The following is a 24,147-nucleotide window of genomic DNA, read 5'->3' on the forward strand; positions in this document are numbered from 1 at the left end:
TCTATTCATCAGCTGCATTATCCAAAATGCTGCCTTCATCTTCCATCGTAAATTTAACGTTAGCTTCAATCCAAGCCCTTCTAGGATCTACTTTATCACCCATTAAGGTAGTAACCCTGCGTTCAGCTAAAGCAGCGTCATCAATTCGAACTCGAATTAAAGTTCTGGTTTCTGGGTCCATAGTGGTTTCCCATAATTGATCCGCATTCATTTCCCCTAAACCTTTAAACCGTTGGAGAGATGCGGTTTTACCGAAGTCTTTTTCGATTTCTGCTAACTGATCATTGGTCCAGGCATATTCGATTTTAGTTTTAGCACCAGTACCTTGTTGCATCTTGTATAGCGGTGGCAACGCAATATAAACGCGACCAGCATCAATCATCGGACGCATATACTTGTAAAAGAACGTTAACAATAAAATCTGAATGTGAGCCCCATCGTCATCGGCATCGGTCATAATAATGATCTTGTCGTAATTGGCATTATCAATATTAAATTCGGATCCAACGCCGGCCCCGATAGTGTAAATCATTGTGTTAATTTCTTCGTTCTTCATAATTTCTGGTAACTTAGCTCGCTCAGTATTTAATACTTTGCCTCGTAATGGTAAGATCGCTTGATGCTTGCGATCACGCCCCTGTTTAGCAGAACCGCCGGCAGAATCCCCTTCGACTAAGAAAAGTTCGTTTTGGCTATAATCTTTAGACTGAGCTGGGGTTAATTTACCTGATAATAATCTTTCTTGCTTCTTAGCCCGTTTACCATTTCGACTTTCATCACGAGCCTTTCTAGCAGCTTGGCGGGCTTGGCGAGCTCTTAAAGCTTTGTGCACCAACGTTTGGGCGAATTCCCCGTTTTCCATTAAGAAATAGCCAAGTTGTTCACTGACAACGCTGTCGACAATGCTTCTGGCTTCTGGAGTTCCCAATTTTTCTTTAGTTTGGCCTTCAAACTGAAGTAATTCTTCTGGTACCCGCAAAGAGATCACCACAGAAAGACCTTCTCGCACATCGCTACCGTCTAAATTTTTATCTTTTTCCTTAAGTAAACCGATTTTACGAGCATATTCATTAAACGCTTTGGTCCAAGCTGATTTTAATCCTGCTTCGTGAGTTCCACCGTCACGAGTTCTAACGTTGTTAACAAATGACAACATGTTTTCGGTGTAGCCATCGTTATATTGCGCAGCAACTTCAACTTCGACACCTTCCTTAGTGCCATCAAAGTACATAATGTCGCCTAATACATTCTTATCTTCGTTTAAGTAACTAACAAACTCTTTGATTCCGGATTCGTAGTGAAAAACTTCTTCTTGCTCTTGCCCTGGGCGTTCATCAGTTAACGTAATTTTAGTTCCCTTAAGTAAGAAAGCAGATTCTCTTAATCGTTCTGCCAAAGTACTAAAATTGTAAACCACTGTTGTAAAAATGCTGGAATCGGGCTTAAACGTTACCATAGTTCCACTTGGTAACCCAGTTTTTCCTAGTTTACGTAGGGTTCCTTTAGGATGACCACCATTTTCAAAGTCTTCTTCGTACTTCATTCCGTCACGAACTATCGTCACGGTTAAACTAGATGATAAGGCATTAACCACGCTAGCCCCCACACCGTGAAGACCACCTGAGGTTTTATAACCGCCTTGACCAAATTTACCACCGGCATGTAGCATCGTTAAAATAACTTCTGGTGTAGGTTTTCCAGATGCATGCATACCAACTGGCATTCCCCGACCATGGTCTTTAACCGTGATACTATTATCCGCGTGAATAATCACATTAATTTCTTTTCCGTAGCCCGCTAATATTTCATCAACGGCGTTGTCGACGATTTCATAAACCAAATGGTGAAGACCTCTTACTCCGGTAGAACCAATATACATACCGGGCCGTTTTCTGACGGCATCGAGCCCTTCCAAGATTTGGATTGAAGAATCGTCATATGTTTGTTTTGCTTTTGCCATTCGTATGCAGACTCCTTCTTTTAATAACAATCTATTTTATGATAACCTAATTTTTTTACTTTGAAAATGAAATTTTATTGGAGTCCCTAGTTAAACATGCTAAAATTAAAGACATTGTATAGAACTGTTTGAATTAAGGAGTGGTGGAACTAGACATGGACTCTAATATAGGGCAAGTCGTAGTCATGCTCATTCTAGCTTACCTGCTAGGATCAATTCCCAGTGGCGTTTGGGTGGGTAAACTTTTTTTCCATAAAGATATTCGACAATTTGGATCTGGTAATATTGGAACAACCAATACCTATCGGGTATTAGGACCGATTGCTGGAACTTTAGTAATGATTTTAGACATTGCTAAGGGATCGATCGCAACTATGTTACCAGTTTTCTTTCATAGTTACACAATTTCTCCCTTAGTATTTGGGATTGCGGCAATTTTAGGCCATACTTTTTCAATTTTTGACCATTTTAAAGGTGGCAAGGCCGTGGCTACTAGTGCGGGTATGTTATTAGCATACCGACCAGAGTTATTTTTAATTGCCGCCGGGATTTGGATCAGTTTGATCTTTATCACCAGTATGGTGAGTTTGGCTAGCATGATTGCCTTTAGTATAATTACGATCATTGCTTTTGCGATGCAGGAACATTTATTGGCTATATTAGCTTTAGTGCTAACGATCTTTATCTTTTATCGTCATAAAACTAATATCAAACGTATTCTAGCTGGGAACGAAAATTTGGTTCCCTTTGGTTTATATTACTGGTGGCGTAATCGCAACCAGCAAAAATAAGATGACCCCATTATAATGGGGTCATCTTATTTTTTAGAAAAAGGTCATTGAAAAATCAGCTGTAAATTGTTGTTTAGTAGCTAAATGATTAATAGCAAATTTATGCTCTAACTTGCCATCAGTATCCACCGGATCAGCAAGTCCCCACCATGGCTCTAAGCAAACGAATGGAGCTTCCTTAGGGTATGGAGACCAAATTCCTAAGTATGGGGCATTAGCCACCGTAAGAGCCACTCCATGGTCATTTTTAACGGTTTCTAACATTACCGTTATCTCTTTACCCTCTAACTCTAAAATCACCGCATCGTTTTCGAATAATTGGTGAGTTAACGCTAATGGTTGACGAAGATTCAACTCATGAGTATTTTGAGGATCACTCAACGGAGCCCGCAATGGGACCTGTTGGTAGTTAGTAGCCGGAGCTACCCTTAAGACATAATCCGTAAAGCTAGCTTCATCGGTCACTAACGGAATATTAAATCCGGGATGGGCACCGATCGAAAATGGCATTTCAGCCTCGCCCTGATTAATCACCTCGTAACCTACCTTTAAGCTATGTTGGTCTAAGGTGTAAGTGATTCTCAAACTAAAATCAAACGGAAATTTAAGCTTAGTATTTTCATTAGACTTAAGTTCTAATGTTACGGCAGTACTAGTTTGTGCCACCACTGAAAAATGATTATCTCTTGCAAAGCCATGCTGTGACATGGAGTAAGTTTTGCCGTCATATTGATATTGATCGTCTTTTAAACGTCCCACAATAGGAAACAATACTGGCGCATGGCGACCCCAGAAAGCTTTATCCGCTTGCCACATAAATTCGATGCTATCCGAATTAATCACGCTAGTTAATTCTGCACCCATTTCATTTATTTTAACCGTTAAATCATTATTAACTAACTCAATCATGCTACTCCTCCTAGAGAATGTAACGAGAAAGATCTTTATTTTGAGCCAATTGGCCTACCTTGTCGTCAACGTATTTTTCGGTAATGGTAATTTCGCCCATTTGCATATCAGGGCCTTCATAGAGGATATCTTCTAATAGTTTTTCTAAAATAGTGTGCAACCGACGAGCACCAATATTATCTGTGTTGTGGTTAACATCTGTAGCAATTTCAGCAATTTTATTAATAGCTTCAATTGTAAATGTAACCTTGATGTTATCAGTTCCGATTAGAGCAATATATTGTTTAACCAATGCGTTGTTAGGCTCGGTTAAAATTCTAACAAAGTCTTCTTTAGTTAAATCATTTAATTCTACTCGAATTGGGAAACGTCCCTGTAATTCAGGAATTAAGTCACTAGGCTTGCTCTCAGCAAATGCTCCCGAGGCAATAAACAAGATATGATCAGTGTTGACAGTACCATACTTAGTATTAATTTGAGAACCTTCCACGATTGGCAAAATGTCGCGTTGAACGCCCTCACGTGAAACTTCCCCACGAGATTGAGAGGAACCTCCAGTAATCTTATCAATTTCATCAATAAAAATAATTCCGGAGTTTTGAGCATTTTCAATTGCGTCATGGTATAAATCTGCACTGTTTACTAATGTTTCAGCTGCTTGGCGAGTTAAAACGTCGCGAGCTTCGGCAACACTGACAGTTCTAGTAATCATTTTCTTAGGCATAATGCCAGCTAAAGAATCATTGAGGTCAATTCCCATTTGATTAAGCATGTTATTATTACCAACATTAGACTGACTAGGATCTGGAACTTCGATTTCAACCATTTCGTTTTCTAATAAACCTGCTCTTAACTTGTCAGAAGTAGAGAGACGTTTTTCTCTAATATCATCAGTTAATTCTTCTTGTTGTCCCGCATTGATATCCGGTGTTTCTCCCTTTTGCATTGCAGAGAACATGTTCATGATATTTTGCATATCATTTTGGTTGTTTTCTTTTTTCTTAGCGGGAACCAATAGCTTCAAAAGTTCATTATTAGCCTGTTTAACAGCGTCAGCATTCACTCGTTTATAAGCTGCTTGTTTTTCTAACTGAACAGCATTTTCTACTAAATCCCGAACCATAGATTCAACATCGCCACCAACATAGCCGACTTCAGTAAACTTAGTGGCTTCTACTTTAACAAATGGGGCGTTAACGATTTTAGCTAATCGTCTAGCAATTTCCGTTTTCCCTACCCCAGTAGGTCCAATCATTAATAGGTTTTTAGGAGAAATTTCTTCTTGCATTTGAGGACTTAATTGCATCCGGCGGTAACGATTTCGCAAAGCTACCGCTACCGCTTTTTTAGCTTCATTTTGGCCAACGATATATTGGTCTAAAACGTCAACAATTTGTTTAGGGGTTTGTACATTTTCCAAATCCGTTACCTCCTACAATTCTTCTGAAATTACGTTTTGATTAGTAAAGATATCGATGCTACCAGCAATATGGATTGCAGCTTCCGCAATCTCTTTGGCGGACATATCAGTAGCATGATGTTTCATAGCTGTAGCTGCTGCTAAGGCAAAATTACCACCAGAACCGATTGCTAAAATATCATCATCTGGTTCAATTACTTCTCCAGAGCCAGAAACTAGTAACAGATCCTTATCGTTCATAACGATTAAGAGGGCTTCTAATTTTTGTAAAGCTTGATCTGAACGCCACTCTTGGGCTAATTCCACGGCAGCCCGTTTTAAATCACCATCATACTGGTTTAATTTCTTTTCAAATCGTTCTTCTAAATTAAAGGCGTCGGCAACACTACCAGCAAAGCCGACTACCACTCTGTCATTGTAGATTTTACGAACTTTATGAGCAGTTCCTTTCATAATAACTTTTTCGCCCATCGTAACTTGGCCATCGCCAGCCATAGCTAAGTGGCCGCCATGGCGAACGGCACAGATAGTGGTTGCTTCAAATTTAATTGGCATGAGTAACTCTCCTTTTAATTTTTAGATTGGGTGCGTGGGAAAAACGAATTATAATCCCGTAATAAATGCTCTTTAGTAATATGGGTATACAGTTGTGTCGACGACAAACTGCTGTGACCTAATAACTCTTGAACGGTCCGTAGATCTGCTCCGTTGTTTAATAAGTCCGTAGCGTACGTATGTCGTAACATATGGGGATGAATTGACGTAGTTAGTGAACTACGTTTTACGATTTGATCTAACACGTATTCAATCCCACGAGTCGTTAACGCTGTGCCTCGGTGGTTAATAAATACTGCTTGATGATGTTGATCATTTTTAGTCATCACCGGGCGCCGACTGTCAGCATAGTAATTTTGCAGTGCTTCTTGAGCATACCTACCAAAGGGAACGTAGCGCTGCTTATTTCCCTTTCCCTGAATCAACATTACCTTTTGTTGTAAGTCGACTGTTTGAATGGTTAATCCTGCACACTCACTTACCCGGATTCCGGTCCCATATAAAACTTCGAGCAGTGCTTGATCACGTAACCTCATTTGTGGATCTTTATTTAGTTTCGCGGCCTCAAAGAGTTCTTGCAGTTCATTTTGGTAAAAGAATCTCGGCAATTGATTATTATGCTTCTTTAACTGAACAAACTCAAACGGATTAATGCTGATTTCTTCATTTTTTTCCAAAAAATTATAAAATGACCGCATTGCGGATACTTTTTGTGAAATAGAATTCCAAGCATAATCCTTATCGTATAAATCACTCATATACGCTTCTACTGCCAGTTGATCTACCTGGGTAAATTCATATTCAGCATCTTCAGAAATCACCAAAAACTGTTGAAATTCTTTTAATGCTTCTTGATAAGCCCTGATGGTATCACTAGAATATTGTCTTTCACTTTTTAAATATTTTAAAAACCAGTTTACCTGTTCTTCATTTTTGCTCATGCTTATTCACCTAGTTATTGGTAGATACGAAAAAAGGCTGATACCAAGCCAAGCTTGATTCAACCTTTAATTTCTTAGAATTAACGTCCACGACGTGATTCTTTAATACGAGCAGCCTTACCTTGAAGGGCACGCAAGTAGTAAAGCTTAGCACGACGAACACGACCATAACGAACAACTTCAATATGGTCAACACGTGGTGAGTTTACTGGGAAGATTCGTTCAACACCAACACCATTACTTACTTTACGAACAGTGTAAGTAGCTTGGATGCCAGCACCTTTACGCTTGATAACTACTCCTTCGAACAATTGGATACGTTCGCGAGTACCTTCAACAACCTTTACGTAAACCTTAACAGTATCACCGGCCCGGAATTCAGGAATATCATTTCTGATTTGAGCTTGGTTAATCTGATCGATCAATTTGTTTTGACGCATAATACTTCTTCCTTTCACTAACATTCATTATCGACTGGACAGCGGAATGTTGTTTTCGGCCTAAGCCAACTTAAATTCTAACACAATTTTTCAATTGCTGTAAAGTTATTTTTCTTGACGCTGTTCTTCTTCTTCACGCACTTCTCGCAATAGCCGTTTTTGCAGATCAGTCAACCTAGAATGATCAATTAAATCTGGCCGGCGTAGATAAGTTCGGCGTAGAGATTCTTTTTGATTCCATTCGGCAATTTTCTTATGATCCCCACTAATTAAAACATTGGGTACCTTCATACCACGGAAATCAGCTGGTCGAGTATATTGCGGTCCTTCTAATAACCCAGTAGAAAATGAATCGTCAACACTTGATGCGCCGTTTCCTAAAGTTCCCGGTAATAGTCGAGAAACTGCATCAATCATGACCATCGCTGGGAGTTCTCCTCCAGTTAAAATGAAATCACCAATGGAATACTCATCAGTAACAATTGAGCGGATCCGTTCGTCATACCCCTCATAATGGCCACAAATAAACGTTAAATGCTCTTCTGTAGCCAATTCCTCGGCTACTTGCTGATTAAAGGTCTTACCAGCGGGATCGACTAAAATGACTCGACCTTTCTCAATTCCTTGGTCTTGATTTTTAACGGCTAAATCTTCATAAGCATCAATAATGGGTTGAGCTTGCAAAAGCATACCAACTCCACCACCAAACGGATAATCATCTACGTGGCGATGTTTGTCAGTGGTGTATTGGCGAAAATCTGTGACTTCAATGTCCAAAATTTGCTTTTCAATTGCTTTACCGATAATGGATTCTTGCATTGGACCGGTAAACATATCCGGAAACAGACTTAAAACATCAATTTTCACTAGTCTAAGCCCTCCATAAGTTCTACAGTCACCAGATGGTTAGCTAAATCCACTTTTTTAATCACCTGATCAATTTTAGGCAATAATAAATCACTTTGTCCCGGACGCTTAACAACCCAGACATCATTCGCTCCTGGTGCTAAAATTTCCTTAATAGTTCCTAATTCTTCGCCATCCACCGTAACAACGTCTAAGCCAATAATATCGTGGTAGTAGTATTCTCCTTCCTCCAGATCATCATTTGCTAACGCCGTTTCATCAACGAATAAATCTGATGGCTTCAAGAATTCTACATCATTAATATTAGGATGATCCACAAAATGAAGAATGATAAAGTTTTTATGCTTGCGAACTCCGTCGATAGTTAGTGAATGCATGGAGTTGTCTTTAGCTAATTTAGCGTAGACCGTATTGCCTTTTTTAAACCGTTCTGATTCGAAATCCGTAATGGAGACTACTCGCACTTCTCCACGAATTCCTTGAGTATTAACAATTTTGCCAATTTTGTAATATTCCATTTTGTCCTCCAAATTAAAAAGAGATAAGAAAAAAGGTTCTAAATAAAACCACCGTTTTATCTAAAACCCTATCCCTTATCTTCATCAATAACTAAGCGTACTAATTTGCCACCATTAGTTGGTATGCTGTACAAAATAGTCCGGATAGTTTGGATCACATGGCCTTGTTGCCCGATAATTCTACCAATATCATTTTCATTTAACTGAAGATGATACTCGTTAAACCGGTCGGTTGTTTTAGCAACAACTGCGATTTCTTCAGGGAACTCAACAAGTGGCGTAATAATTGTTTTAATTAAGTTATCAATGCCTACCATGATATCACTTCACTTTTTACTTTTTAGCGTACTTAGCTTCGTGATACTTTTGCATAATGCCTGCATCTGAAAGTAAGTTACGAACTGTATCAGATGGTTGAGCACCATTGTTTAACCAGTTAAGGATTACTTCTTCCTTAAGAGTAACTTGTGCTGGTTCTGTTAGTGGGTTGTAAGTTCCAACGTTTTCGATGAAACGACCGTCGCGAGGACTTCTTGAGTCAGCTACGACAACACGGTAAAATGGACGCTTCTTTGAACCCATCCGCTTAAGACGAATTTTAACTGCCATGTGTAAAACACCTCCTGTAATTTCTTAACGTTAATAATATACCAGTAATTTAGATGGTTGTAAAGGTTTTTTTCTTTACACCGTTAAAAGCTGATTTTATCGTTTTTTGCGCTTGTTTTTAGCCCGTTTCTTTTGGTTTTTCTTCATTTTGCGGCCCATTTGCTTCATGGCTAACTTGGATAAAGCTCCACCACCCATACCAGTAGCCTTCATCATGTTTTCCATTTCACTCATATTTCCGTTAGACATCTTATTCATCATTGTTTTCATTTGGTTAAATTGCTTAATCATGCGATTAACCTCTTGAATTGGTCGGCCTGAACCACGAGAAATTCGCCGCCGTCTAGATGGGTTAATTACATCCGGTTCCGTTCTTTCTTGTTCGGTCATGGAGTAGATAATGGCCTTAATATGTTCCATGTCTTTAGGATCCATATTAACATTAGCTAGGGCCGGATTATTAGCCATTCCGGGAATCATCTTCATTAACTCGTCTAATGGCCCCATTTTTTGAATCTGGGCTAATTGATCTAAGAAATCATTAAAATCAAACGAATTTTCTTTAATTTTAGCAGATAATTCTGCGGCTTGTTTTTCATCATATTCCTGTTGGGTTTTTTCAATCAACGACAACATGTCGCCCATACCCAAAATTCGTGAAGCCATTCGATCAGGGTAGAAAATATCTAAATCAGACATTTTTTCGCCTTGTCCGACAAACTTAATTGGCTTGTCAGTAACGGCTCTAATAGAAAGTGCAGCCCCACCACGGGTATCACCATCTAATTTGGTTAAGACAACCCCAGTAATGCCTAAAGCATCGTTAAATCCTTCAGCAGTTGCCACCGCATTTTGCCCAGTCATGGCATCTACAACTAATAGAATTTCATCAGGGTTAATTTCAGCTTTGATGTTTTTTAATTCATCCATCAAATCAGTATCAATTTGCAGCCGTCCAGCAGTATCGATAATGACGTAATCGTTATGATCAGCCTGAGCTTTTGCCAATCCTTGCTTAGCAATTTCTACTGGATCAGTATCGGTACCCATTTGGAAGACGGGAACGTCGATTTGTTTACCAACAGTTTCTAATTGTTCAATCGCAGCTGGACGGTAAACGTCATCTGCTACTAGTAATGGTCTAGCATTTTCTTCTTTTTTTAGTTTAAGGGCAATCTTACCTGCAGTAGTAGTTTTACCAGCCCCTTGAAGACCGACCATCATAATTACAGTTGGAATTTTAGGAGATTTGTTCAGCGGAACTGCTGATTCCCCCATCATTTGAGTTAATTCTTCGTCAACAATTTTGACGATTTGTTGTGAAGGATTTAATCCTTCTAAAACTTTAGCACCCTTGGCCCGTTCTTCAACGGTTTTAACAAATTTTCGAACTACCGTAAAGTTTACATCGGCTTCTAGTAACGCCAATCGGATTTCACGCATCGTAGCTCGTAAATCAGATTCAGAAACTTTTCCTTTACCGCGCAAGTTGCGCATTGCATTTTGTAATCGTTCTGTTAAGCCTTCAAAGGCCATATCCAGTCACCACTTTCACTCTTCTTCGGTTATTTCTAAACTATCGATGAGTTCGCTTAACTGAGAATCATCGGGATAATGCTCTTGAGTATATTGCTTAATTTGATCTAATTTTTGATTTCGTTGCTTAAAACTTTGGTATAATCCCAGTTTAGCTTCATACTGTTGCAAAATTTTTTCAGACCGGCGGATATTGTCATATACAGCCTGACGGCTAATATCAAATTCAGCAGCAATTTCACCTAGGGAATAATCGTCTACGTAATAACGTTCTAAGTAGTTAACCTGCTTGGTAGTTAACAACGGTGAATAAAACTCAAATAAAGAATTAATGTAGTTATTTTTTTCTAGTTCCATCTGGTTCCTCCTTGGGTTATCACCGCCATTAAGCCTATCTACTTTTACTCAATTAGTCAATTACGAAATTAATCCTTTAAACAAGCCGTAGACAAATTCATTAGCATCAAAGACTTGTAAATCAGTCACTTTTTCGCCCAATCCCACATATTTAACCGGCAAATGCAGTTCATTGCGAATTGCAAACACAATTCCCCCCTTAGCCGTTCCGTCTAATTTAGTTAATACAATTCCAGAAACATCAGTGGTGTCTTTAAACATCTTAGCCTGATTCAAGGCATTTTGCCCAGTGGTACCATCAAGTACCAATAAAGTTTCATGAGGAGCATCCGGAATTTCACGAGTAATGACCTTTTTCATTTTAGCTAACTCATTCATCAAATTAACTTTATTTTGTAATCGGCCAGCAGTATCCACCATCAAAATATCATAATTTTCTGCTTTAGCCTTCTTTACGGCATCATAGACTACCGCTGCAGGATCACCTTGCTCTTTACCCTTAACGATATCTACACCGTCACGTTCGGCCCAAACATTTAATTGAGCAATGGCTCCGGCTCTAAATGTATCTGCAGCAGCCAAAAGAACTTTTTGGCCTTGGTCCTTATACATCTGCGCCATTTTACCAATGGTAGTAGTTTTACCTACTCCATTAACCCCTACAAAGAGAATTACTGTAGGTCCTTGATCAGCAAAATTAATTTCAATGCTTTCATTATCACCAGCAGCATCGTAAATATCGATCATTTTTTTGATTACAACGTTTTGAACTTCTTTGGTCTTTTTAACGTTTTTGAGCTTAACTTCATCACGAAGTTCATCTGTAATCTGCATAGCAGTTTCAAAACCGACATCAGACTCAATTAACATATCTTCTAGATTAGTAAAGAAAGATTCATCAACACTTCTGAAATTAGCAAATAAAGCATTCAATTTTTGTCCAAACGTTGACCGAGACCGTGCAAGACCCCGTTCATAAATATCATCATCAGCGTTTTGCTCTTCCGCAGTCTCATCGGTGTCTTTAGAAGCCGCTTGTGTAGATTCATCATTTTTGTCTTCTTGCGGAGCTGCTACATTTTCTAGTATTGATTCATCGGAAGGTTCAGTTGTAGTAGCTGTTGAAGCTTCTTGGCTGGTTTCTTCTAAAGGATTGCTAGTTTCAACCTGAGTAGCTGAGTCTTCTTGCGTTTCTGAACCACTCTTCTCTACTGAGGCCAAGGATTCATCATTAGTATCATTGGCTACGGGTTCAGAGATGGACTCTTCTTCTGGTTTTGGTTTATTCTCTGGTTCACTAGCAGCTTCGGAGAAAGAATCAGGTGTCTTTGGATTCTCAATTTCCTCCTCACTGACGGTATCAGTATCCAAAGGTTGAGAGTCATCTGATGCTTGATTATTATCAGTGGCTTCAGAGTTATTATCAACCTCATTAGTTGAATCTGAGTCCGCTACTTGTTTCTCACTATTGGTTAAGTCCTCATTATCAGTAGTAGTTTCAGACTGTTCAGCCGGCTTTTCTTGGTCTTTCTTGTTACGTCGTTTAAATATATCAAATAATCCCATTATTTTCTCACCTCATCATCTGTTTGTAATGCTACGGAAACCACTTTTGATACTCCCGATTCTTGCATGGTAACTCCGTATAATTGATCTCCGTAGACCATAGTCTCTTTTCTATGGGTAACTACAATAAACTGGGTTTTAGATGCAAATTGTTGAATATATCGAGCAAATCGATCGACGTTAACCGGATCCAACGCTGCTTCTGCTTCATCCAAGATCACAAATGGTACCGGTTTAATCGCCAAAATCGCAAATAATAATGCTATGGCAGTTAATGTGCGTTCTCCACCAGATAATAGAGATAATGCGCGATATTTTTTACCAGGTGGCATTGCCATTATTTCGATTCCAGTAGTTAAGGGATGCTTAGGATCAGTCAACTCTAATTTTGCTTTGCCGCCGCCAAATAATTGTTGAAAAACTTTCTCAAAGGATTGAGCCAATTGATCAAACGTATTTAAAAAGCGGTTTGTTGATTCTTGATCCATAATTGCTATGGTGTCTTTTAACTCTTGAATCGAATTAGTGAGATCAGCTTTTTGATCAGTTAAAAATTGGTTGCGTTCCGTAACTTGCTGGTACTCTTCAATCGCATTAACATTGACTGGTCCTAGCTCTTCGAGTCCCTTTTCCAATAATTTAATTTGATTATCAACATTATTATCTTGTGCCTGACTAACTTTCTTCAAGTCACTTAGCTGATAATTAAATCGTTCCACCAAAATTTGTTGGCTATCCTGCTTCAATTTTTGCTTACTTTCGTACTTATCAAGTAATAAAGTTAAGCGTGAATCTAATTTAGTCAATTCCACTTTTAGTTGATTCACTTGTTCTGAAAGGTTTTCCACCCTTAAGCTTAGTTGCTCTTGTTCATTTGTTAATTGCTGCTGTAATCCAGTCGTAGTTTGCTTTTTTGTCAGGATAGTTTGAAGTTTTTGCTGAATCTCAGTTTCGTTAGTAATTTCCAAATCAGCTTGTAATTTTTTAATTTGTTGCTGAATTTGTAGTTGATCCTCTTGAGATTTAGCTAGCGACTCTTGAGTTTCTTGTTCATTAGCCGTCAAATATTTGGCCTGAGCCTGCAGTTGATTAGTTGTTTGTTGAATAGTCGCTAATTTTTCTGATAACTCCGTCTTCCGCTTAGCCGTTTGTTCATTTTGCTGCTCTTGAGCAATTAACTGCTGCTGAACGTTAGTGATTTCCATTTGTAACTGCTTAGGGTCTAATTGATCAGTTACTTGTGGCATTTGTTCATATTGTGCTTGTTGTTCATTATTTTGCGTCAATAAACTAATAATCTTATCCGTAGCCTCTCGATTGCGAATAAGTTGCTGTTCGACCGTTTTTAACTCCTGTTGCACCTGCAATTCAATACGATGCTTTTCAACAATTGTCTGTTTAACGGCTTCTAACTGTTGTTGAACGCTTTTTACGTCAGCTTCTTCTTCAGTGACACTTTTAGTATACCTTTCAACTTCTTGTCTGAGTCGTTGAACTTTTGATTTAGTGGTTAATAGCTGTGTTTTACCTCGAGCACTTTTTCCACCAGTAATTGAGCCACCCAAGTTGACCACTTGGCCATCCAAGCTAACCACTTTAAAACGTTGATGTCCCAATTTACTAATCCGAATAGCTGCCGTCAAATCACTACTGATCAAAATGTTAGCAAACAGGTAAGCCTTTATAGCTTTAAATTCAGACGGAAAATCCACTAACTCTTCAGCACTCCCTAAAAAGCCAGGTACCTCCCGAATATCAGAAGTAATTTTACGGTGAGTTACTGCCTTTATTTCACTAACCGGCAAAAAAGTTACCCGACCTGATTTAGAGTTTGTCAACCATTCAACTATCTCCTTAGCAGTTTGATCGGTATCAACTAGAATATTTTGAAGACGACCACCTAAAGCTGTTTCTATTGCGATTGTATATCGGTTGTCAGTTTTAATAAAATCAGCCACCGGACCAAACACTCCGGAAAATTGAGCTTGCTGGTTCATCACATTAGCAACTCCCTGATAAAATGGTTGATATTCATTTTGCTGCTGATATTCTAACTGCCCTTTTATCGTTTCTAACTTTCTTAGCTGAGATAACCAACTTGTTTGTAATTGTGAATATTGTTGAGTCAATTGCTGTTGGATCTTGGATTGTTCTGCTTGTTGCTGCTGCAATTGCTCTTGCTGTTTTCGTAAAATTGCTAACCGATCCGTCAACTGTTGCCGTTGTTCAATCAAATTAGTTTGTTCTAACTTTAGGTCTTTATTTTGCTGGTTTAATTCTTTTAACTTTTGTTCTCGTTGCTCTGACGCTTGTTGATGCTTTACCCGTTGTTCAGTAGCACTAGATTGTTTTTGAATTAATTCAACGTATTGAACCTGCAGTTGAGCTAACTTATGACTGCCATTTGACTCTAAGTCATTTAATTTTTCAGATACGTTTCGGGAACGTTGTTGATAATCGTGCTGTTGTTGCTGATTATCAGTTAGTTGGTAACGAATATTTTCCAATTTGGCAGTCAAATCTTGTAGTTGCTGGTTAGTACTAGTCAATCGTTGCTCTAAATCTAGTTTGGTTTGTTGCTGAAATCGATTCTCTTGTTGCGTTAGCTTAATCGCAGAATGAAGTTCATTTTCTGCTTGAGTCAACTGCTGTAACTTATCAGTCTGCTCAGCTATCAATTGCTGCTGGTTAGTCGCCGTTAGTTTAGTAGCAACTAATTGTTGTTGACTATCGGTTAAGCTTTGATTGAATTTCTCTTTAGTATCCTGCAGATTCTGAATCTGATTTTCTAATTCAAGAACGTCAGCAGTTACTTTACGCCAGTTACTTAATTCCCTTTGCTCTTTTAGCTCATTTAACTTCTTTTTTTGGTCCAAATAATCTAGGGCCACATCTTTTTGCTTAGCCAGAGCAGGTAAACGGGCTGACAATTCAAAACTAATATCGTTGACGCGGCTCAAATTATCTTCCACTTTAACAATTTTAGTTTCGGCGGTCTTTTTTTGCTGTTTGTATTGAAAAATACCGGCCACGGTCTCCACTATTGAACGTCGTGATTCAGCAGTGCTATTAAATACTTCTTCAACGTTCCCTTGTGAAATTATTGAAAATCCGTCAGCACCGATCCCAGAATCCATAAATAAGCTAGTAATATCTTTTAACCTGCATTCTTGACCATTAATGCCATACCAACTCTCTCCGTTGCGAAATAGCTTTCTAGTTACCTCCAACTCTGAGTAAGGTACATCTAGATAATGATCAGAATTGTCAAATAGCAAGCTAACTTGAGCTAAATTCATTGCCGCCTTTTGCTGGGCACCAGAAAAAATAACATCTCCCATTTTTTGTCCCCGCAACGTCTTAGCAGATTGTTCTCCTAAGACCCACCGAACCGCTTCGGTGATATTACTCTTACCGCTACCATTAGGACCCACAATAATAGTGGCTCCAGGTTGTAATTCAATTTTGGTTTTTTCGGCAAACGATTTAAATCCCGAAAGTTTAATGGTCTTTAGTTGCACTTTAATTCCTACTCATTTCAATTAATTAATCGCTATAGTGAGTTAGCGCTTGTTGGGCTGCCTTTTGTTCGGCATTTTTCTTGGAACTACCAATTCCCACACCTAATTCCTGACCGTTTACTAACACGCTCACTTTAAACTGTCTATCATTTTCTGGACCGAACTCTTCTAGTAATTCATAGTCAATGGTAACGGGGCCATCGTGTTGTGCCAATTCCTGTAATTCAGTTTTATGATCAAAAAAGTCCGCAAAGACTCCTTGGTCCAACTTAGGAAAAATAACGATGTGGCAAAATCTCTCAACCGCTTTTTTTCCTTGGTCTAGGTATAGCGCACCTACAAAAGATTCGAAAATATCACAAAGTAAAGAGTCCCGTTGACGAGCATGAGCTTTCTCTTCACCTTTACCTAGACGAATATATTGGTCAAAATGACATTCTCGAGCAAAGCTACTAAAACTTTGTTCATTAACCATCGCCGCTCTTAGCCGAGTTAAGCGCCCTTGAGGCAACTTGGGGTATCTTAAAAAGATATATTCAGAAACCACCAATTGTAAAACGGCATCACCTAAAAACTCAATCCGTTCATAAAACTTCAAGTGTTGTTCTTTGTGTTCATTAACGTAAGAAGCCTGAGTAAAAGCTTCGTCTAGTAGATCCGGATTGTTAAAATGAATATCAAAATCTTTGGCTAACATTGCATTTAAATCGGCAATCATTAAATTTCTCCCTTTTTTAATTCATACGAAAAAAATTGAAATCCATTCCTGCTGGAATAATTTCAATCTTTTCAAGTTTTATTTACTTTGTTGCGCCAAAATATAATTAACGGCCTCGTCAATTGTATTAAGCTTTTCGGCATCTTCATCCGAAATTTCTGCGTTAAAAGTATCTTCTAATTCCAAAACAAATTCCACGAAATCAATTGAATCAGCATCTAAATCAGTTTTAAAATTTAAAGTTTCTGTAATAGTACTACGTTCTACATCAAATTGATCTGAAATAATATCAGCAATCTTATTAAAGATTTCTTCTTTTTCCATGTTTTCACACCTAACTTAATACGTTTGTTTTTATCCGTACTCAATAAACTAATTATACCAAAAGCTAACTACTTTTTGGTGGTCATTTTAATTTCTTCTAATTGCTCTTTATTCTCGGTAACATAATCTTTTAGTTGTTCTACTAGCCCGGAAGCCAAAATCACTTTAATTTGGGCCATTGTGTTGCTAACCGTTTCAGCTTTGCTACTACCGTGCGTTTTCACTACAGGTGCATTTAAACCTAATAAAACGGCTCCTCCGTGCTTGGAATAATCCATTTGGTTAGCCATACCCTTTAGGCCATCTTTGAGCATTAAAGCTCCTAATTTGGCTTTTAGTCCTCCGTCTACCACTGCAGATTTCAGCAATTTCATCATAGCCAAGGCGGTTCCTTCAATGCCTTTTAACACCGCATTACCAGTAAAACCATCTGTAACTACCACATCGGCTACTCCATTAAGAAGATCTCGTGATTCTACGTTGCCAACAAAATTAAGATCGGTATTTTCAGCTAATAAGTCATGAACTTTACGATGGTTCATATCTCCTTTATCAGCTTCGGTACCATTATTAAGTAATCCTATCCGCGGATTATCAATGTGCATAACATTTTCAGCGTAGAATTTACCCATTAATGCGTACTGATACATATTAGCTGGTTTAGTATCAGCATTAGCCCCTACATCTAACATTACAAATTGTCCGTTTTCCGTGTTAATAACGGGCAACGTAGTGGTTAATCCGGGTCTATCAATCCCTTTAATTCGACCAATTACAAATAGTCCAGCTGCTAAGACTGCACCGGTATTTCCGGCAGAAAAGAAAGCATCGGCTTCTTGATCTTTAACTGCTTGAGCTGCCATTACCAAGCTAGAATTTTTCTTTTGGCGTACAGCCTTTACCGGTTCGTCCTCCATCGAAATGACTTCATCGGCTTGAACTATAGAGATATTTTGTTTATTTTTCAACAATTGATTAATTTGATCGGTTTGTCCATATAGAACAAACTCAACACTTGAATCATTATCACGAGCCAACTCCACTCCCTTAACAATTTCATCAGGAGCGAAATCGCCGCCCATTGCGTCAACCGCAATTTTCATTTTTACTGCCTCACATATTATCTAAATTTGGTTTAATCATTTGTAAATACATAGCTAATTTTACATTTTCTGGTTTTGTTTGCCAATTTTTTTCACTAGTTATTTTCCGGGCAACTTGAGCAGCTACGGTTAAAATATTTAAATCTCCAACCGGATCAGCCAATTTGAATTCTGGTGTTCCAGACTGTTTCAATCCCACCAAATCACCTTGCCCCCGAAGTTCTAAATCTTTTTGGGATAAATAAAAGCCATCAGTACTTTCTACTACCGCTGTCATTCTTTGTTTTCCAATTTCTGTTTTTGGGTCAGCAATTAAAATACAATATGATTGTTGTGATCCACGGCCTACCCGTCCTCGTAATTGATGTAACTGAGCTAATCCAAAATGGTCAGCGTCTAAAATAACCATAGTAGTCGCATTTTTAACGTCCACTCCAACTTCGATTACCGTAGTAGCTACTAACAATTGAAATTCACCTGACGCAAAGGACTGCATTACCGAATCCTTTTCTGCATTATCCATGCGACCATGCAAGAGACCGACTGAGTAATGCTCACCGTAAATTACTCGGAATCGCTCAAAAATAGCTGTCGCGTTCTGCATATCTACTGCATCAGATTCCTCAATTAATGGGGCTACCACATAAACTTGGTACCCGGCTTTTAATTGCTTGCCAATAAAATTCAAGGCTTGCTTAGTCTTGCTAGTTGGCAACCATGTGGTTTTAATGGGTTGGCGATTAGCCGGCAACTCATCAATAACTGAAACATCCATATCACCATAGGTAGTAATTGCCAACGTTCGTGGAATGGGGGTTGCAGTCATAGATAAGACGTTAGTAGCCCGTCCCTTGTTTTTAAGTTGAGCTCTTTGATTAACTCCAAAACGATGCTGCTCATCAATTACCGCTAATCCTAAGTCATGATACTGGACATCATTTTGAAATAAGGCATGAGTCCCCACAATCAAATTAACTTCTCCACTAGCAATTCGAGGTAATAATAATTTACGAGCGGCTGGCTTGGTAACACCAGTTAATAAGCTCACCGTAATAAAGCTTCCCGCAAACAAATCAGCCAATTTATTGGCATGCTGCTCCGCTAATATTTCAGTAGGTGCCATAATTACTGCCTGCTTACCAGCAGAACAAGCAAATAGCATAGCGGCCGCAGCAACAATGGTTTTACCACTACCAACGTCCCCTTGCAATAAGCGATTCATTTCTTGGGGAGCTAGTAAGTCGGAAGTAATTTCAGTAATCACCCGTTGCTGTGCCTGCGTTAGTTCATACGGCAAATTACCAATGAACGTCTCTAGCTGATTATTATCACCATTTATCACCGAAGCTGGTTGTTTCTGACGTTGAACTTGACGAAGTTGTTGAATCTGCATTTCATACAACAAAAATTCAGTAAATTTAGCAGTCCGAATTGCCCTTTGAGCTTGCCTAGGATCAGTAGGAAAATGCATTTCTCGAATCATATCAACGAAGTGTTCTAATTTTAACCCCTGTCTTAAATTTTCAGGGATAATTTCTGGAATAACATCTTGATACTCTTCAAAGGCTAGTTTAACTAACGGACGAATAGTATTTTGCTTAACCTCCTTGGTTGCAGGATAAATAGAATCAAATTGATTATCAGCAGAATTAATAATCTTAATCCCAGTAATTGATCTTCTGGTTTGATCAAACACACCGTGGACCATAATCTCTTGCTGTGCATTTAACTGTTTTTTTAACCAGGGTTGGTTAAAGAAGGTTACTGTGTATGGTTCATCGTTTACCAACAGCTGAAAATTAAGCCGTACTCGTTTCCGGCCAAACCGAATTAATGTAGGTTCTCCTAAGATAGTTCCTTTTACTGTGACCTTTTGCCCATCAGAAGCAGCAGCTAAGTCAGTTAAAGATAAATCATCGTAACGCCTGGGAAAATAAGTTAAGAGATCATTAATGGTTTCAATCCCTAATTTATTTAAGGCCACCGCTTTTTTAGGTCCCACGCCTTTTAGTTCGGTTACCTTATCTGATAATTGTTTCATGGTAATTTTCCTTCTAATAGCACAAGGGACCGGTAACAATAACGTTTCCGGCCCTTTAGGGAATTAACTATATGTTTTATTCTACTGAAATGAGGAATGGATAAACTGGTTGATCACCTTCGTGAACTTCGACTTCCAACTCATCATCTAATTCAAGAATACTATCAGCAACTTCTTGAGCCACAGTCTCATCAGTATCAGTTCCCCAGATAACGGTAATAGCTTCGCTGTCTTCATCCAGCATGTCCTTTACCATTTCTGTAGCAGTTTGGACTAATTCATCGCCAACCACCTTGATGTCGCCATCCACAATACCCATTAATTGACCTTGTTTGATTTCTAAACCATTTAGGCTGGTATCTCTAATGGCAGTGGTTACTTGACCTGATTTAACAGTATCTAAATTAGCTTCCATCATTTCTTGGTTATCTTCAAGGCTAGCTTCTGGATTATATCCTAATAAAGCGGTAATTCCTTGAGAAACTGTTTTACTATGCACAATCTTAGCTGGAATATTAGCAACTTCGGCTGCTTGTTCCGCGGCTAAGAAAATATTCTTATTATTTGGTAATACAATTACATTCTTAGCATTCGAAGTATTAATCATATTAACGATATCTTCAGTGCTAGGGTTCATAGTTTGTCCCCCACTTAAGACTTCATTAACACCCATACTTTCAAATAACTTAGTTAACCCTGCACCGCTAGCAATAGCGATCACTGCGGTTTCTTTAGGTTGTTGATCAGTAGCTTGGGCACTTTGTTCTGCATCTTCATCTTGTTCGATAATGGTTTCTTGTTGTAAACGCATATTATCTACTTTAACTTTAGCTAAGTCACCAAATTCTTGGCCCCAAGCAATGACTTTTCCAGGATGTTCAGTATGCACATGAACTTTAACAATTTCTTCATCATTAACAACTAATAAAGAATCACCTAAATCAGCTAAGTAATCGTAAAAAGTTTGGTAATCAAAGTTTTGATCTACCTGCTTGCCTTTACCGATTCTCACCATAATTTCAGTACAGTAACCATAAACAATGTCATCTGGGTCTAATTTGCTTTGGACACTTTGATGATGAGTAGCATCAATCATTTCAGTCATTTCAGCATCATTAGGTTGATGTGGATCTTCACTTTCAACCTCACGACCGTTTAAAATATCATCGAAGGCTTCTAAAACAAAAGTTAAGCCTTGACCACCAGAATCAACTACGCCTACTTGTTTCAAAACTGGAAGCAAATCTGGAGTTTTAGCTAATGCTGTCTTAGCATTTTCATAAATTGCGTCCATTACCAAGGTAATATCATCTGTAGTTGCAGCTGTTTCTTTTCCTGCTTGTGCTGCCAACCGTACAACCGTTAAAATAGTTCCTTCGGTAGGTTTCATAACGGACTTATAAGCTGTTTCTGTAGCAGAAACAAAGGCGTCAGCTAAATCCTGAGCCCCAAGACTTTCTTTACCGTTAGTAGACTTAGAGAAGCCACGAAAAATTTGAGATAAAATAACCCCAGAATTACCACGAGCCCCCATTAATAAGCCTTTAGCTAAAGCATTAGCTAAAGCACCAACGTTATTACTTACTTCTTGATTGACGTACTTTTCACCACTAGCTAGTGATAAAGACATGTTAGTTCCTGTATCTCCATCAGGCACCGGAAACACATTCAATGAATTAATAAATTCCGCATTTTTAGTTAGTTTGCTAGCTGCGGCTTGCACCATCGCAGTAAACTCGGTATTGGAAATTTTGGTCACTTTCAAAAACTTAATCCTCCTTGGTCAATATTAAATATTAGTCTGCGAGTACTTGAACTCCTTGAACAATCACATTGACCGAATTTGCAGTAACCCCAAGCATACTTTCGAGGTTGTACTTAACTTTTGATTGAACGTTTTTTGAGACTTCAGAAATTTTAGTTCCGTAACTAACGATAATATAAACATCAATAGAAATGCCATTATCATTTTGGGTAACTACTACCCCACGTGAATAATTTTCACGCTTTAAAATATCATTAACGTTATCACGTAATTGGTTTCTACTTGCCATTCCAACAACGCCATAATTATCAGTAGCAGCTCCGCCGACTACTGTAGAAATAACGTCGTTATCAATATCAACCGTTCCAAATTGGGTTTTGATTTTTACGGCCATAGGACACAGCCTCCTTGAAATTAACAATTTTATAAATTACATCAATTTATAATACCACAAGTAATGTTAAAACTAAACTTAATGCCAATTCTGAATGCTGTCAAGTATAATTACTTGAAAGAAAACTATTGCAATGGCGCCTAACATATGATAAATTAATCAAGTGGAATAAAGCAACGCTTTAAATATATACCGATAAAGAAAGGGGATTTGTTACCCATGGCTAAAGATTTTATCAATGGCAAACGGACTCATTTTGGTAACAAACGTTCACACGCCTTGAACTCAAGTCGTCGTAGCTGGAAGCCAAACTTGCAAAAAGTACGCATCCTTGTGGACGGTAAGCCTAAAAAAGTTTGGGTTTCTGCTCGAACTCTTAAATCTGGAAAAGTTACCCGGGTTTAGTTAAACTTTTAGATCAACACTCTTGTTGGTCTTTTTTATTTACAAAATTAAAATCCCGTACAGCGTTTTAACGTTGTACGGGATTTTTTATTGCCAATCTTTACTTTGAATTACACAAACTACACCACTATCAAAACTAAAATGACCAACCTCACCTACAAATTCATTACTAGCAAATGAAATCGGACGGTTAGCCGTGAAATTAGTTAACCGGTACTTTTCATCATTTAAAGTTAAATTAGTGACCGGAGTTAATGGAACAAAAGCCAAATACTTCTTGTCTACTTCCTTAGTAATTTGGTAATTTCCAGGCAAATAAAAGCTAATCGTATTTTGCCGATCAATCATTCTAATCTTTGGAGCATTTTTACGAAACCTAGGTTCTAAAACTAACCATAAATTAGCTAAAAAATGATCAATTCGCCCACCAGTGGCTCCATAAATATCGATTTGATCCGCATGAAATTCGTTTAAAGCAACTAATAACCCTAATTGTGTATCGGTATCGTCTTTTTCAGGAATCGATTGCCGAATATCAGTAACGTGTTCCTTGACGATTGCTAGTTCATCGTCAGACATGGAATCAAAATCACCAATCGCTACCAACGGGTCAATTCCTAATTTTATTAAGCGGAGATTGCCTCGATCTATTCCGATCCAGTCACCTTGAATTCTATTATCCAAGAGACTCTGCGGCCATAATTCTTGCGGTCCACCGACTAATAAATTTAGTTTAATTGTCATTTTACTTAGTAGCTTCCTTAATTGCGTTAACCTTGCTTGCTGGATCAGCATCATCAAATACATATGATCCGGCTACGGCTACGGTTGCCCCTGCTTGGTATGCGGCTACCACGGTTTCGTTATTAACTCCACCATCGATTTCAATATCAAAGTCAAGACCCTGATCCTTCTTGATTTGATCTAGTTCTGCAATTTTTTTAATAGTTTCTGGCAAGAACTTTTGACCACCAAAACCAGGGTTAACCGTCATGACTAATACTTGATCTACCATGTAAAGAACTGGTTTGATCATTTCTACGGGAGTACCTGGGTTAATTACTACTTCAGCCTTAGCCCCAGCATTCTTAATCATTTGCAATGCCCGGTGAATATGTGGAGTAGCTTCAACATGAACCCCAACTAAGTCAGCCCCAGCGTTAACAAAATCTTCAACGTAACGTTCTGGATTTTGAACCATCAAATGAACATCCAAGATCATATTAGTAATTGGGCGAATGGCTTTTACCCAACCAGCACCATAAGAAATAGCAGGTACGAATTGGCCGTCCATAACATCAATATGCAAGTATTCAGCCCCAGCGTTATCAACTACTTCAATATCCTTTTGTAAATTAACATAATCTGCACTTAAAATTGATGGTGCTACTTTAATCATAATTAGTT

General features: G+C 38.4%; 24 protein-coding genes. 2 read left to right on the top strand and 22 right to left on the bottom strand.

What is annotated here, in order from left to right:
- Position 1: 1 nt before the first annotated feature.
- Positions 2-1,960: a DNA topoisomerase IV subunit B gene (gene parE, locus FC56_RS05650; RefSeq protein ID WP_056978349.1), complete on the bottom strand. Its 1,959-nt coding sequence runs from the start codon at positions 1,958-1,960 to the stop codon at positions 2-4.
- Between the two features lie 155 nt (positions 1,961-2,115).
- Here parE and plsY point away from each other — a divergent pair, with 155 nt between their 5' ends.
- Positions 2,116-2,751 (top strand): glycerol-3-phosphate 1-O-acyltransferase PlsY, encoded by a 636-nt coding sequence (plsY, locus tag FC56_RS05655; protein ID WP_056978350.1) that lies wholly within the window; start codon positions 2,116-2,118, stop codon positions 2,749-2,751.
- A gap of 33 nt (positions 2,752-2,784) precedes the next feature.
- On the opposite strand, the gene FC56_RS05660 is transcribed toward plsY, so the two are convergent.
- The 19 genes from FC56_RS05660 to FC56_RS05750 form a co-directional block, all read right to left on the bottom strand.
- Positions 2,785-3,660, bottom strand: coding sequence for an aldose 1-epimerase family protein (locus FC56_RS05660; protein ID WP_056978351.1), 876 nt, complete (start codon positions 3,658-3,660; stop codon positions 2,785-2,787).
- A gap of 10 nt (positions 3,661-3,670) precedes the next feature.
- Complete coding sequence (hslU, locus tag FC56_RS05665) at positions 3,671-5,080, bottom strand: ATP-dependent protease ATPase subunit HslU (protein ID WP_056978352.1); 1,410 nt, start codon at positions 5,078-5,080, stop codon at positions 3,671-3,673.
- A 12-nt stretch (positions 5,081-5,092) separates the two neighbouring features.
- A complete protein-coding gene (hslV, locus tag FC56_RS05670) occupies positions 5,093-5,635 on the bottom strand; it encodes an HslVU peptidase proteolytic subunit (protein WP_054669740.1) in 543 nt (180 codons plus the stop codon).
- Between the two features lie 14 nt (positions 5,636-5,649).
- Positions 5,650-6,576 (bottom strand): tyrosine recombinase XerC, encoded by a 927-nt coding sequence (gene xerC, locus FC56_RS05675; protein ID WP_056978353.1) that lies wholly within the window; start codon positions 6,574-6,576, stop codon positions 5,650-5,652.
- Positions 6,577-6,656: 80 nt separating this feature from the next.
- On the bottom strand, positions 6,657-7,016 hold the full coding sequence (rplS, locus tag FC56_RS05680) for a 50S ribosomal protein L19 (protein WP_054669744.1): 360 nt from the start codon (positions 7,014-7,016) through the stop codon (positions 6,657-6,659).
- Between the two features lie 105 nt (positions 7,017-7,121).
- A complete protein-coding gene (trmD, locus tag FC56_RS05685) occupies positions 7,122-7,883 on the bottom strand; it encodes a tRNA (guanosine(37)-N1)-methyltransferase TrmD (RefSeq protein ID WP_056978354.1) in 762 nt (253 codons plus the stop codon).
- The gene (gene rimM / locus FC56_RS05690; protein ID WP_054669746.1) at positions 7,883-8,401 is read right to left on the bottom strand and encodes a ribosome maturation factor RimM; all 519 of its coding nucleotides are present in this window, start codon (positions 8,399-8,401) and stop codon (positions 7,883-7,885) included. Before rimM ends, trmD begins: the two co-directional genes overlap by 1 nt.
- A 68-nt stretch (positions 8,402-8,469) precedes the next feature.
- Positions 8,470-8,718: a KH domain-containing protein gene (locus FC56_RS05695; RefSeq protein ID WP_054669751.1), complete on the bottom strand. Its 249-nt coding sequence runs from the start codon at positions 8,716-8,718 to the stop codon at positions 8,470-8,472.
- A 16-nt stretch (positions 8,719-8,734) separates the two neighbouring features.
- A complete protein-coding gene (rpsP, locus tag FC56_RS05700; protein ID WP_054669754.1) occupies positions 8,735-9,010 on the bottom strand; it encodes a 30S ribosomal protein S16 in 276 nt (91 codons plus the stop codon).
- Positions 9,011-9,106: 96 nt separating this feature from the next.
- A complete protein-coding gene (ffh, locus tag FC56_RS05705; protein WP_056978355.1) occupies positions 9,107-10,546 on the bottom strand; it encodes a signal recognition particle protein in 1,440 nt (479 codons plus the stop codon).
- 15 nt (positions 10,547-10,561) lie between these two features.
- Positions 10,562-10,903: a putative DNA-binding protein gene (locus FC56_RS05710; protein WP_054669757.1), complete on the bottom strand. Its 342-nt coding sequence runs from the start codon at positions 10,901-10,903 to the stop codon at positions 10,562-10,564.
- Between the two features lie 60 nt (positions 10,904-10,963).
- Positions 10,964-12,469, bottom strand: coding sequence for a signal recognition particle-docking protein FtsY (gene ftsY / locus FC56_RS05715; RefSeq protein ID WP_056978356.1), 1,506 nt, complete (start codon positions 12,467-12,469; stop codon positions 10,964-10,966).
- Positions 12,469-15,990, bottom strand: coding sequence for a chromosome segregation protein SMC (gene smc, locus FC56_RS05720; protein WP_054669761.1), 3,522 nt, complete (start codon positions 15,988-15,990; stop codon positions 12,469-12,471). The genes ftsY and smc overlap by 1 nt, the downstream gene beginning before the upstream one ends.
- A gap of 25 nt (positions 15,991-16,015) precedes the next feature.
- Complete coding sequence (gene rnc / locus FC56_RS05725) at positions 16,016-16,708, bottom strand: ribonuclease III (RefSeq protein ID WP_056978357.1); 693 nt, start codon at positions 16,706-16,708, stop codon at positions 16,016-16,018.
- A 78-nt stretch (positions 16,709-16,786) separates the two neighbouring features.
- Positions 16,787-17,032 carry an acyl carrier protein gene (gene acpP / locus FC56_RS05730; RefSeq protein ID WP_054669767.1) on the bottom strand — a complete coding sequence of 82 codons (246 nt, stop codon included), beginning with the start codon at positions 17,030-17,032 and terminating at the stop codon, positions 16,787-16,789.
- A 68-nt stretch (positions 17,033-17,100) separates the two neighbouring features.
- The gene (plsX, locus tag FC56_RS05735; RefSeq protein ID WP_056978358.1) at positions 17,101-18,135 is read right to left on the bottom strand and encodes a phosphate acyltransferase PlsX; all 1,035 of its coding nucleotides are present in this window, start codon (positions 18,133-18,135) and stop codon (positions 17,101-17,103) included.
- Positions 18,136-18,145: 10 nt separating this feature from the next.
- Positions 18,146-20,176 (bottom strand): ATP-dependent DNA helicase RecG, encoded by a 2,031-nt coding sequence (gene recG / locus FC56_RS05740; RefSeq protein ID WP_056978359.1) that lies wholly within the window; start codon positions 20,174-20,176, stop codon positions 18,146-18,148.
- A 76-nt stretch (positions 20,177-20,252) separates the two neighbouring features.
- Positions 20,253-21,941 (bottom strand): DAK2 domain-containing protein, encoded by a 1,689-nt coding sequence (locus tag FC56_RS05745; RefSeq protein WP_056978360.1) that lies wholly within the window; start codon positions 21,939-21,941, stop codon positions 20,253-20,255.
- Positions 21,942-21,972: 31 nt separating this feature from the next.
- A complete protein-coding gene (locus FC56_RS05750) occupies positions 21,973-22,335 on the bottom strand; it encodes an Asp23/Gls24 family envelope stress response protein (RefSeq protein ID WP_056978361.1) in 363 nt (120 codons plus the stop codon).
- A 219-nt stretch (positions 22,336-22,554) separates the two neighbouring features.
- Here FC56_RS05750 and rpmB point away from each other — a divergent pair, with 219 nt between their 5' ends.
- Complete coding sequence (gene rpmB, locus FC56_RS05755) at positions 22,555-22,740, top strand: 50S ribosomal protein L28 (protein WP_035179685.1); 186 nt, start codon at positions 22,555-22,557, stop codon at positions 22,738-22,740.
- Between the two features lie 87 nt (positions 22,741-22,827).
- Here the strand turns inward: rpmB and FC56_RS05760 are convergent, their stop codons facing one another.
- Positions 22,828-23,484 (bottom strand): thiamine diphosphokinase, encoded by a 657-nt coding sequence (locus FC56_RS05760; RefSeq protein ID WP_054669777.1) that lies wholly within the window; start codon positions 23,482-23,484, stop codon positions 22,828-22,830.
- Between the two features lies 1 nt (position 23,485).
- On the bottom strand, positions 23,486-24,139 hold the full coding sequence (rpe, locus tag FC56_RS05765; protein WP_056978362.1) for a ribulose-phosphate 3-epimerase: 654 nt from the start codon (positions 24,137-24,139) through the stop codon (positions 23,486-23,488).
- Between the last annotated feature and the right edge of the window lie 8 nt (positions 24,140-24,147).

Source organism: Lentilactobacillus senioris DSM 24302 = JCM 17472, assembly GCF_001436555.1.
Lineage (GTDB): Bacteria > Bacillota > Bacilli > Lactobacillales > Lactobacillaceae > Lentilactobacillus > Lentilactobacillus senioris.